Origin of the sequence: Streptomyces sp. NPDC018000 (genome assembly GCF_044328025.1) — a bacterium.
Lineage (GTDB): Bacteria > Actinomycetota > Actinomycetes > Streptomycetales > Streptomycetaceae > Streptomyces.
In genome coordinates, this window is the sequence record NZ_JBIRGM010000027.1 from 45,115 (window position 1) to 55,869 (window position 10,755).

A 10,755-nucleotide genomic window follows, 5' to 3' on the forward strand; every position below is an offset into this window, starting at 1 on the left:
GTTCCGGCGGTCTCGGGCGCCCCCCTCGGTGCCCGTAAAGCCCGTTGTCAGGCCTGCTTAAAGAAGGTGTTCCAGCCGCCCTCGGGCGACTGACCGACGCCCAGCGTACGGAGCTTGTCGAGCACGGCCGGGGTCTGGACGTCGAGCCAGTCGACGAACTGCTTGAAGGAGACGAGCCGCACATCCGGCTTCCCCGCGATTTTCTTGATCGTTTCCTCGACCGCGTCCATATAGATGCCGCCGTTCCACTCCTCGAAGTGGTTGCCTATGTAGAAGGGCGCGCGATTCGTCGTGTAGGCGCGGTCGAAACCGGCGAGATACGACTGGGTGGCCTGCTTCCGCCAGCCCGGATAACGCGACGGCATGCCCTTGGTCGAATTCTGCGACTGGTTGGCGAGGATGTTGTAGTCCATCGAAAGGACTTCGAAGGTGTGCCCGGGGAACGGCATGGCCTGCAACGGCAGGTCCCAGATGCCCTGGCGCTTCCGGGGCCACACCTGGGTGCCGCCGGGCGAGCTGGCATCGTAGCGCCAGCCCAGCTTGCTCGCTGTGGGCAGCAGATTGTCCTGGCCGAGCAGACAGGGGGCGCGTCCGCCGATCAGTTCCTTGCGGTAGTCGAAAGGCAGCGGATCGAGGTCGGTCCAGCCGGTGTTGGTGCGCCACTGGGTGACAAAGGAGACCGCCTGATCGATTTCGCTCCGCCACTGGGCGGCTGACCAGTTCGCAACCGATCCGGAACCGCTGCAGAAATGCCCGTTGAAGTGGGTGCCGATCTCATGCCCGTCGAACCAGGCCTGACGGACGTATTTCAGCGTCTCCTTGATGTGTCCATCGGTGAGATAACCGATGTCGGAAGCACCGACCGGATTGTTGGGCGGCCGGTACATGGACTTCTTCGACTCGGGCAGCAGATAGATGCCGGAGAGGAAGAAGGTCATCGCCGCCTCATGGTCCTTGGCGAGTTCGAGAAAGCGCGGGAAGAGCCCGTTGCCGACCTCGCCCGCTCCGTCCCAGGAAAAGATCACGAACTGCGGCGGCGTCTGCCCGGGTTCGAGCGGAACCGGCGCGGAAGGCTGGTGCGGCTGCTTCCCGGTGTCCGCGGTGGAACCGTCCCCTATCTCGCGCACGTCCTTCTTGGCAGACCCGGTCCCCCCGGTGTGCCCGTCGGCATTCTTCTCCCCCGCGGTCCCCGCGTCCGCCACCGACCGGCCCGAACCGGAGGAACTGCACCCCGCCAGACCGATGGCCGCCGCGGCTCCGAGCCCGGCTCCGAGCAAACCCCTTCGGCTGATGTCTCGCATGAGTTCCCCATCTGCGGTCGTTTTGCCTCAAGTCACTACAAACTGACAAGGGCTTAGATGGGAAAAGCAACGCAGGAGTTCCGCTGATTAGCATATTTTTCTTCGCGCGACCAGGCCTTGGCTCCGACCGAGCGCATACCGGACGCCGGACGGGGATCAAACCCCGGTCCCGGGACGCCGGTCCCGGGGCGGCAGTCCCGGGACGGCAGTCCAGGGGCGGCAGTCCAGGGGCGGCAGTCCAGGGGCGGCATCAAAAAGCCGCCGGACGGGCAGAAAATCAAGCCCGTCCGGCGATTGAGGACACATTGGCAACCGGACGACCGGGGAGACCGGACGGCAGGGCGCCGGGGACAGCCCTTACGCGCCGAACGCCTTCGAATTCCCCTTCACCGGCTTCGCGCCCGCCCGCAGATGCGCCGGCACCAGATCCCGCGCCGGCTCCGTGTACCCGACCGACACGATCTTGTCGCCCTGGTACGTGAAGCTGGTCAGCGACGCGAGCGTGCACTGCCGCTTGCGCGGGTCGTGCCACAGCCGCCGCCGCTCCACGAAGCTGCGCACGATCCAGATCGGCAGCTGATGGCTGACGCACACCGCCTCGTGCCCGCGCGCCGCGTCACGCGCGGCGTCCAGGGCCGCCATCATCCGTACGACCTGCTCGATGTACGGCTCACCCCACGACGGCCGGAACGGATTCGTCAGGTGCTTCCAGTTGTCCGGCTTGCGCAGCGCCCCGTCACCGACCCCGAAGGTCTTGCCCTCGAAGACGTTGGCGGCCTCGATGAGCCGCTCGTCGGTGGCCAGCTCGAGGCCGTGCGTCTTGGCGATCGGTGCGGCCGTCTCCTGGGCGCGCTCCAGCGGGGAGGCGACGACATGGGTGATGTCGCGGCCTTCCAGGTGCTCGGCGACCCGGTCGGCCATCTGCCGGCCGAGCTTGGAGAGGTGGTAGCCGGGGCGGCGCCCGTAGAGCACGCCCTCCGGGTTGTGCACCTCGCCGTGCCGCATCAGATGGACGACGGTGATGTCCTTGCGGCTTCCGTTCTCGCTCATGCGGTGGCCTCCGATGCGGCGCGGGCAGCGGCGGGCAGGGCGGCGGCGATGCGCTCGACGGCCTGCGTGTCGTGGGCGGTGGAGACGAACCAGGACTCGAAGGCGGACGGCGGCAGGTAGACGCCCTGCGACAGCAGCGAGTGGAAGAAGGCGGTGAAGCGGAAAGCTTCCTGCTGCTTCGCGTCCTCGTAGTTCCTCACCGGCCGGTCGGTGAAGAAGACGGAGAACATGTTGCTCGCCGCCTGCACGGTGTGTGTCACACCTTCCTTGGCGAGCGCCTCACTGACCAGACCGCGGATCTCCGCGGAGACCGCGTCCACCTTCGCGTACGCGGCGTCGTCGAGCAGCCGCAGCTGGGCGAGACCGGCGGCGGTGGCGACCGGGTTACCGGAGAGGGTGCCCGCCTGGTAGACGGGACCGGCCGGGGCGAGGTGCGCCATCACGTCCGCACGCCCGCCGAAGGCCGCGGCGGGGAAGCCGCCGCCCATGACCTTGCCGAAGGTCATCAGGTCGGGCCGCACCCCGTCGACGCCGAACCAGCCGGCCTTCGAGGTACGGAAACCGGTCATGACCTCGTCGGAGATGTAGAGCGCGCCGTTGGCGGCGCAGATCTCCTTGAGCCCGGCGTTGAAACCGTCCAGCGGCGGTACGACACCCATGTTGCCGGGCGACGCCTCGGTGATCACACAGGCGATCTCGCCGGGCTGCGCGGCGAACGCCTCCCGCACGGCGTCCAGGTCGTTGTACGGCAGCACGATCGTGTCGCCGGCCTGCGCGCCTGTGACCCCCGGGGTGTCCGGAAGGCCGAAGGTCGCGACGCCGGACCCGGCGGCGGCGAGCAGCGCGTCGACGTGGCCGTGGTAGCAGCCGGCGAACTTCACCACCTTGGCCCGGCCGGTGAACCCGCGCGCGAGACGGATCGCGGACATGGTCGCCTCGGTGCCGGACGACACCAGCCGCACCTGCTCCACGGGCTCGACCCGGGCCACGATCTCCTCGGCGAGCGCGACCTCGCCCTCACCGGGCGTACCGAACGAGGTGCCGCGGGAGACAGCTTCCTGGACTGCGGCGATGACCTCGGGGTGGGAGTGGCCGAGGATCATCGGTCCCCACGAGCACACGAGGTCGACATACTCACGGCCGTCGGCATCGGTGAGGTACGGACCGGTACCGGACACCATGAAGCGGGGCGTACCGCCCACGGCCCGGAAGGCACGGACGGGAGAGTTCACGCCGCCGGGCGTCACGAGGGACGCACGGTCGAAAAGCGTCTGCGAAACTGGGGCTTCATATCGATAAGGCAGTTCGGTCATGACCTGCGACTTCTCCGACTCCGGGGGCTAGTGACCTCCCCAGGGTAGGACAGCGCTCCTGTACAGCCAGGCGCGAAAGATCCCGGCCATCGAAAGCCCCACGAACACATCCGTCGCGCGACGACCGGGCGTCGACCCCCTCACGTCTGCGAAACTGGGCGGCAAAGGGAAAGCTCACACAAACCATGGTGTCGGAGCCACGGACGGTCTTGCGGACAGGTGTTTCACCGCACGCCCGTGGGGGAGGTGACTGACACGATGATCGGGTTGCGCGGCGGGGGCTGTGTCTCCTAAGTAGTAGTCGGGTGGATGAGATATGCATCGCGGTGGCGAAGTGGGCGAAGGGACCGACGATCTGGGGCCCGAGCCTTCCCGGCGAGGCCGGCACCGGCGCAAGGCGGAACGCAAGCAGGGCATACAGGCCGGTGGGACGCAGGGTGTCGGAGCCGGAAGCAGGAGTGGTGGCCGGGTGGGGGTGACCTACAAGTACTTCGGTGCCCCCGACGGGGCGACCGCGGCACGCGTGCCCATTTCGATGCGCCCGGAGGAGCTCGGCGGCGACGAACTCGGCATGGGCGGCATGTTCACCAAGATCAAGCCGGAGACGGTGGCGGCAATGGTCCTCACCGGCATCCAGGGCATACCGCTGCACAGGGTCCCCCCGCTGGAACTGGTCGTACTCCACCCCGACTACGCGGTGGTCAAGCTCCCGATGACGGTTGTCGACCCGCTGCGCGGCGTCGGCGAGGAGTCGGTGGGTGCCGCGGCCTTCATCTGGTCCACGGTCCCGGACCGCGGCGGCCCGCGCGACGCGTACAACGTCTACCAACTGCTGCACGAGTGGCAGGACTTCAGCCATCGGCTGCATGACGCGGGACATCAGCCGTACTGCCTGGTGTGGCCCTGACCTGGTTTTCTGGAGGCTGGGTGGGGGTTCCGGACCCCCTCCACACCAGTGCCGGGGAGAGCCCTTCAGGCGGCCGGGGCACGCTGCCGTGCCGCTCCCCGGGCGCTGGTTCGGTCACCGCAGGCTGCTCTCGTCGAGGGTCTCGCCGGTAACCACCGGCCGGCCGGAGGGCAGACCCCACTCGCTCCACGAGCCGTCGTACACGGCGAGGTCGCGGTAGCCGGCCAGGGTGGCCCCGAGCGCGAGAACGCAGGCGGTGACCCCGGAGCCGCAGCTGAAGTACAGCCGGTCACGATCCCCGGCCGCCGCCTCGAACTCCGTGCGCAGCTCGTGCGCCGGCCGCATCACACCGCCGTCCCGCTGAAGCTCCTCGAAGGGGAGGCTGACGGCACCCGGCATGTGGCCGCTCCGCAGGCCGGGGCGCGGCTCGGGCGCGGTGCCGGCGTACCGTCCACTGGTGCGTGCGTCGAGGACGGCGGCGGCCGGGGCAGCGAGGGCAGCGGCGACAGCATCGGCGTCCACGATCAGTCCTGGCCGGGGCCGGGCGGTGAAGGTGCCACGCGGGCCGTCGTACGCGGCGGGCGACAGCTCGACCGGATGGCCCGCCGCGATCCAGGCAGGCAGGCCGCCGTCGAGGACGGCGACCTTGCCGAAGCCCATGGCGCGCAGCATCCACCAGGCACGGGCGCTGGAGTAGATCCCCTGTGCGTCGTAGACGACGACCGTGTCGGCATCGTGCACCCCGAGCGAGCGCAGAGCCTCGGTGAACTCCCAGGCGCCGGGCATGGTGTGCGGCACGGCGGAGGTGTGGTCGGACAGCTCCCCGTCGAGGTCGAAGGGGCGGGCCCCGGGGATGCGTACGGCCGCGCCCCGGTGGGCGCCGACCGAGGCGTCGAAGAGAACCACGCCCTCCCTGCGCCATGCGGCCAGCCGGTCGGCCCCGACGAGCGGGCCGGCAAGCGCGGCGGGAGCGGTGTCGGGGGATGTCGTCGCGCTCATGCGGTACCTCCGGAAGAATCGGCGGGCCCCCACCGGGTGTTGTCCGAGAACCAGCCCGCCACACGTTCGAGATCGGCTGCCACATCCTCCACCGATTCCCCGTCAACCACGTAGCCGGCCAGGAACAGCCCCTGCTTGGCCCCGCTGTTGAACTGCTGGCCGGTCGTCCCGCTCAGGGGCGACTCGGTGCTCAAGCCGCTCGACGCCGCTTCCGCGGGATGCGGGTCAGCCGGCCCATCGTCCGGAGAGGAAAGTGACGGCGAAGACGGTCATCAGGGGTGCCACGATGACGAGGTAGGCGGTCTTGACGTGGGCGTTTCGCAGGCTCCAGGCAGCGAGGCCGGTCCACAGGGGCCACCACAGGAGGGTCGCGCGGGGGATGGAGGTGTACCAGTAGGACGTGCCCAGGGCCCACAGGCTGACGCCGATGTAGACGGCTTCCGGCCAGCGTCGCTGTCGGATCAGCAGGCCGCACAGGACGATGCCGACGAGCATGGCGAGGAGTTCGGCCTGGCTCATCAGGGCGTACCCGGTGCTCTGGGAGTGCCCGAAGGCGGCGTGCCAGGTGTTCCGCCAGGCTTCCCAGGGGGCGTGGAAGTCGCGGTACCAGCCGCGTTCCTCGGCGTGTTTCCAGGCCATCCAGTCGCCGGTGTGCGCGTGCAGGTACCAGCTGTAGAGCAACGGCGGGAGGGCGGGCAGGGCCAGCCAGGGAAGACGGCGCCAGTCGGCGGGGGTCCGCGCGGTGACCAGGAAGTGGACCGCGAGGGCCGCGGCGAGGAAGAGGCCGCTGACACGGACGGTGGTGGCCAGGCACGTCAGGACGGCTGCGAGCGGCCAGTTGAGGCGCTGGGCGGCCAGCCAGGCCGGCAGGGCCAGGGCGAGGAAGAGCGCTTCCGTGTAGCCGGCCGCCAGGAAGACCGCGCACGGGGAGAGCAGGAAGAACAGGGCGGCGCGCCGGCCCGCGCTGTCGTGCGACAGGTGCAGCCGGGCGATCCGGGCCAGGGCCAGTACCGCGATGCCTCCGGCGACGAAGGAGATCAGCGCACCGGCCGCGGGCCAGCTCGGGATGACGGTGTGGACGGCCCGCAGCACGAGGGGGAAGCCGGGGAAGAAGGCTTCCCTGTTGTCCCAGCCGGATATCCAGGGGCCGGACTGGCCCGGGAAGTAGCCGTCCTGGGCTATGTGCAGGTAGTGCCACCAGTCCCACCGCTGCCACGGTGAGAAGAATGAGGCGGCGTGGCGGGTCTGGCGGTCGTCGGGAAACAGCCAGCGGGTGCAGTAGGCAGTGATCCAGATGCCTGCGCGGGTCAGCAGGTACAGCCACAGCACCTCGCGGTCGGCGGGCTTGAGCCGGAGGAACAGCCTCCGGAGGAACAGCCGGCCGAAGGATCTCGTGCTCGGTGACGGGGTGTCGCGGGGCTGTCCGCAAGCGGTCCTGGTTCGGGCGGGCGAACGTTCGCACTGCCGGGGGGCGGATGAAAAGCTCACAACAGAATCTCCTGGGTCGAATGTGCGCGTGCCGAACAGCCCCGGGCAGGCGTCACCTGGGACACGGGGAAAGCGGGAGGTCAGCGGGGCGGGTCGCTCTGGCTACGGGTGGGGTCTTCAGCTACTGATCCTCGAAGTCGGGTTTGTGAGCGTAACCAGCGGGTCGGTCCGCGCACGATCCTGGTGAACATCGAGGCCAACACCACGCCCGGGGCCGCCCGGGGCCTGGGTCTGTATGCCCGTGTTTCGTCCCACGACCAGAAGGACGATCTGGAACGGCAGGTCGCCCGGCTGACGAAGTGGGCTCTGGCCGCTGATCACCGGGTGGTGCGGGTCGAGTCGGAGATTGCCTCCGGTACGAACGGAGCGCAGCCGTGCCCAAAAGGCGCTGGGGGCTGCCGAGCATGGCTGACCTGCAGAGGACGCTCGGGCCGCAGGGCCTGGCCACAGGCACGGTGCGGCTGCCATGACCGGGGCGGTCCCTTCGTCAGGGGCTCTTCTCCATGGCAGCACGGTTCCGGCGTACGGGCGCGGCGTGGGCTGCGTACGACATCGCGGCCGAGCGTCCCCCCGGAACCGCGCATATCGTTCACAACAGGCAGTCGCGTCGTTCAGAACAGGCAGTCGCGTCGTTCACAGCAGGCAGCCGCAGTCGGGCACACGCGGCACACGCGGCAACCGCACAGCCTTCCAGGGACCCGCCACGGACGGAGGAACCATGTCAACGACCAGGAGTCTGCTCGACGTGATCCCGCCCGACGGCCGGACCCGCCTGCTCGACGAGGCGGCCTCCGAAGTGCCTCTGACCCTCGACGAACGCCTATTCGAAGAAGGCAGACGGGCCGACCGCTTCTGGATCATCCGCTCCGGACAGGTCGAGGTCGACATCCATGTGCCCGGCCGCCGTGCGGCGGTCATCGAGACACTGGGCCAGGACGATCTGCTGGGCTGGTCCTGGCTGTTCTCCCCGCACGTGTGGCACATGGGTGCGCGCGTGATCCGGGCGGGACAGGCCGTGGAATTCGATGCGGCTGCCGTCCGCCGGCTGTGCGAGGCCGATGCGGTACTGGGCCGGGCGGTGTACAAGTACGTCGCCGAGACGGTGGCGGAACGCCTGTACGGGACACGGAAAAGGCTGCTGCAGTTGTACGGCCCCCAGGCCGAGGCCCCTGAGGCCTGAACGGTCCCGGGGCGCGGGACCCCCGGGGCGCGACCGGGGGACGAAAGGCCCATGCCACCGGGCCAACATCTGCTCCATGCTGAAGAGACCATCGACCTGAAGAGACCATCGACCGTTCCCGATCTCCGGGAGTTCCGATGACCAGCCAGTCACTCGACGACGCGATGCTGGCCGACCTCGTCGCCGATGCCACCGCCGCCCCGTCCATGCACAACGCCCAGCCCTGGCAATTCCGCTACACACGCGCCGGCCGGACCCTCACCCTCGTGGCGGACCTCGACCGCGCGATGCCGGAGGCCGATCCCGCCACCCGTGCACTGCACGTGGGCTGCGGCGCGGCTCTGCTGAACCTGCGGGTGTCCGCCGCCCACCACGGCCTGGACGCGGTCACCGCGCTGCTGCCCGAACCGTCGGCCCCGGCCGTACTGGCCACCGTCCGGCTCGGCGTCCGCCCCGGCGCTGCGCGGGAACCCGCGGATGAAGCGCTCGCCGCTCTCCACCCTACGATCCGGGAACGGCACACCAGCCGCTATCCGTTCGACGAGCAGGTGATCCCCGAGGACATCCGCGCGCAGTTCGCCGACGCGGCCCGTATCGAGGGCGCGGACTTCGTGTTCCTGGCCCCGCCGCATCTGCAGACCGTGCTCGAACTGATCCGGGACGCCGAGGCGTACAACCGCGGGGATCCGGCACGAAAGGCGGAGCAGGAGCGCTGGACCCGGGACACAACGGCCGAGGCACCCGTCGATGGAGTCCCGGACTACGCCTTCGGCCCCCGCGACGCCTCCGAACGAGCGGCCACCCGCGATTTCGCGGGAACCGGCGTCCTCCCGGGCCGGGCACGCGTCCAGTTCGAGAAGCGGCCGCAACTGGCCCTGCTGAGCACCCGGGGCGACCAGCCCATGGACTGGCTGAGCGCAGGTCAGGCGCTGGAGCGCGTACTGCTCACCGCCACGCTCCACAATGTGTCCACCTCGTTCGCGACCCAGCCCGTCGAATGGCCGGACCTCCGCTGGGTCCTGCGCGATCCGGTCTTCGGCACGGGATACGCGCAGATGATCGTCCGTCTGGGATACGGGCCCGCAGGACCGCGTACGCCACGCCGCCCCCTGGACCAGGTACTGACGATCGAACCGTAGAAACACCCGTACATACGCACGAGCAATACGCCCGAACCCGGGGTGGACCGAGCACGGAAGGCGGTGGTGGCAATGCAGCTCCCCGTAGTCGTCGGAGTGGACGGATCGGACGGCAGTCTCCGTGCCCTGGACTGGGCAGCGGCGGAGGCGGCACGCTCGGGGCTTCCCCTGCGTGTCGTCCACGCGTCGCTGTGGGAGCGCTACGAAGGCAGGCGCCCCACCTTCGACACCGAGCGTCCCACCGAGCAGATCCTCGCCGAGCAGCTCGTCGCCGCCGCCCAGGAACGCGCGCAACGGCTCGGCCCCGAGATGCGTGTGGCGACCTCCGTGCAGCCCGAGGACCCGGTGGCCGCACTCGTCAGGGAGAGCCACGAGGCAGCCCTTGTCGTCCTCGGCTCCCGCGGCCGGGGCCGGATCGCCGGGATGCTCCTGGGGTCCGTCAGCCTTGCGCTCGCCGCCCGGTCCCACTGCCCGGTCGTGGTGGTCCAGGCAAGGGCGCCGAGCACCCCGCCGGAGTCCGGCCGTGTCGTCGTCGGGATCGGCAGCGCCACAGGACCCTCGGCAGCCGTCGCCTTCGCACTCGACCAGGCGGCATCGCGCCACGGCGAGCTGATCGCCGTACGAGCCTGGCGCTCCCCCGCCCACGAGGTCGTGAGCCATCCGCTCCTCTCGGGCACCCCGGCTTCCGCGCACCACCAACAGGCCGAGGAACACCTCGAAGAGGTACTGGCGGCGCTGGACCGGTCCGGTTCCTCCGACGTCACCATCCACAGATCGGTGGTGCAGGGACCGGCGCACCAGGAATTGATCGAAGCCGCCGCAGGTGCGGAACTGCTGGTCGTCGGCGCCCGGCGGACCGGCGGATGGCGTGGATTCCATCTGGGCCCGGTGAACCACGCGATGCTGCACTACGCGCCCTGCCCGGTCGCCGTCGTCCCTGATTCATACCTTTCGTCCCGATCCTGAGACATCCCGATCCTGATACGTCCCGAGCCTGCGCCCCGGCGCCGAAACCGCTGGCTGACGCACCGTTCCTAACCAGTGTGCATGAGTGGGTCCTGGACCCACTGTTGCGTACTGGGCACATCCCGAACGGTGTTGGATGCACTGGGTTCCCGCTTTCGCTTCCCGCGCGGCGACGGCCCTCCAGGGGGCCGGTCCGTTGCGGGCAGGCGGGTTCCCTCACGCCCCGGGTCACCTCGTTCGGCCTGGACGGTCCGATGCCCTGCACGATCACTCCGGTCGTGTGGGGGCGGTGCCGTCCGACGCCGGACCGGGTGTCCGAGGGCGCGGCGTCCGATCGCGATGCCCGCGGCATCGTGACGGGACATGGTGCGGTGCGGGGTGGCCAGCGGTTTCTGCCAATGCTGGGCACCCC

10 protein-coding genes and 2 pseudogenes are annotated in these 10,755 nt (G+C 69.7%); 5 read left to right on the forward strand and 7 right to left on the reverse strand.

Features of this window, described 5'->3' with window-relative positions; translation table 11 throughout:
* Nucleotides 1-47 precede the first annotated feature (47 nt).
* The 3 genes from ACH4EW_RS29550 to hemL form a co-directional block, all read right to left on the reverse strand.
* The gene (locus tag ACH4EW_RS29550; protein WP_398262113.1) at nt 48-1,301 is read right to left on the reverse strand and encodes a hypothetical protein; all 1,254 of its coding nucleotides are present in this window, start codon (nt 1,299-1,301) and stop codon (nt 48-50) included.
* A gap of 357 nt (nt 1,302-1,658) precedes the next feature.
* A complete protein-coding gene (locus ACH4EW_RS29555) occupies nt 1,659-2,351 on the reverse strand; it encodes a histidine phosphatase family protein (protein WP_398262115.1) in 693 nt (230 codons plus the stop codon).
* The gene (hemL, locus tag ACH4EW_RS29560; RefSeq protein WP_398262143.1) at nt 2,348-3,655 is read right to left on the reverse strand and encodes a glutamate-1-semialdehyde 2,1-aminomutase; all 1,308 of its coding nucleotides are present in this window, start codon (nt 3,653-3,655) and stop codon (nt 2,348-2,350) included. Before hemL ends, ACH4EW_RS29555 begins: the two co-directional genes overlap by 4 nt.
* A gap of 325 nt (nt 3,656-3,980) precedes the next feature.
* Here hemL and ACH4EW_RS29565 point away from each other — a divergent pair, with 325 nt between their 5' ends.
* Nucleotides 3,981-4,571, forward strand: a complete 591-nt coding sequence (locus ACH4EW_RS29565; protein WP_398262117.1) for a hypothetical protein — start codon at nt 3,981-3,983, stop codon at nt 4,569-4,571.
* A 114-nt stretch (nt 4,572-4,685) separates the two neighbouring features.
* Here the strand turns inward: ACH4EW_RS29565 and ACH4EW_RS29570 are convergent, their stop codons facing one another.
* The 3 genes from ACH4EW_RS29570 to ACH4EW_RS29580 are packed head-to-tail and all read right to left on the reverse strand — an operon-like array spanning nt 4,686 to nt 7,058.
* On the reverse strand, nt 4,686-5,570 hold the full coding sequence (locus ACH4EW_RS29570) for a sulfurtransferase (protein ID WP_398262119.1): 885 nt from the start codon (nt 5,568-5,570) through the stop codon (nt 4,686-4,688).
* Nucleotides 5,567-5,764, reverse strand: a complete 198-nt coding sequence (locus ACH4EW_RS29575) for a hypothetical protein (protein ID WP_398262121.1) — start codon at nt 5,762-5,764, stop codon at nt 5,567-5,569. The genes ACH4EW_RS29570 and ACH4EW_RS29575 overlap by 4 nt, the downstream gene beginning before the upstream one ends.
* A 31-nt stretch (nt 5,765-5,795) precedes the next feature.
* On the reverse strand, nt 5,796-7,058 hold the full coding sequence (locus ACH4EW_RS29580; RefSeq protein ID WP_398262123.1) for a mannosyltransferase family protein: 1,263 nt from the start codon (nt 7,056-7,058) through the stop codon (nt 5,796-5,798).
* Between the two features lie 183 nt (nt 7,059-7,241).
* On the opposite strand from ACH4EW_RS29580, the pseudogene ACH4EW_RS29585 reads away from it, so the two are divergent.
* The 4 genes and pseudogenes from ACH4EW_RS29585 to ACH4EW_RS29600 all read left to right on the forward strand — a co-directional run.
* Nucleotides 7,242-7,415 (forward strand): annotated as a pseudogene (locus ACH4EW_RS29585) (recombinase family protein); the annotation flags it as partial.
* 361 nt (nt 7,416-7,776) lie between these two features.
* Entirely contained in the window at nt 7,777-8,238 is a 462-nt protein-coding gene (locus ACH4EW_RS29590) for a cyclic nucleotide-binding domain-containing protein (protein ID WP_398262125.1), read from the forward strand.
* 137 nt (nt 8,239-8,375) lie between these two features.
* Nucleotides 8,376-9,377 (forward strand): Acg family FMN-binding oxidoreductase, encoded by a 1,002-nt coding sequence (locus ACH4EW_RS29595; protein WP_398262127.1) that lies wholly within the window; start codon nt 8,376-8,378, stop codon nt 9,375-9,377.
* Between the two features lie 72 nt (nt 9,378-9,449).
* Nucleotides 9,450-10,343, forward strand: a complete 894-nt coding sequence (locus tag ACH4EW_RS29600) for a universal stress protein (RefSeq protein ID WP_398262129.1) — start codon at nt 9,450-9,452, stop codon at nt 10,341-10,343.
* A 68-nt stretch (nt 10,344-10,411) separates the two neighbouring features.
* Here ACH4EW_RS29600 and ACH4EW_RS29605 read toward each other — a convergent pair.
* Nucleotides 10,412-10,755: pseudogene (locus tag ACH4EW_RS29605) on the reverse strand (IS200/IS605 family accessory protein TnpB-related protein); the annotation flags it as partial.

Excerpts from the sequence above, each read along its gene's own strand:
- ACH4EW_RS29565 (WP_398262117.1), top strand. The coding sequence starts at position 3,981 with ATGCATCGCGGTGGCGAAGTGGGCGAAGGGACCGACGATCTGGGGCCC.
- ACH4EW_RS29600 (WP_398262129.1), top strand. The coding sequence starts at position 9,450 with ATGCAGCTCCCCGTAGTCGTCGGAGTGGACGGATCGGACGGCAGTCTC.
- ACH4EW_RS29595 (WP_398262127.1), top strand. The coding sequence starts at position 8,376 with ATGACCAGCCAGTCACTCGACGACGCGATGCTGGCCGACCTCGTCGCC.
- ACH4EW_RS29555 (WP_398262115.1), bottom strand. The coding sequence starts at position 2,351 with ATGAGCGAGAACGGAAGCCGCAAGGACATCACCGTCGTCCATCTGATG.
- ACH4EW_RS29550 (WP_398262113.1), bottom strand. The coding sequence starts at position 1,301 with ATGCGAGACATCAGCCGAAGGGGTTTGCTCGGAGCCGGGCTCGGAGCC.
- ACH4EW_RS29590 (WP_398262125.1), top strand. The coding sequence starts at position 7,777 with ATGTCAACGACCAGGAGTCTGCTCGACGTGATCCCGCCCGACGGCCGG.
- ACH4EW_RS29570 (WP_398262119.1), bottom strand. The coding sequence starts at position 5,570 with ATGAGCGCGACGACATCCCCCGACACCGCTCCCGCCGCGCTTGCCGGC.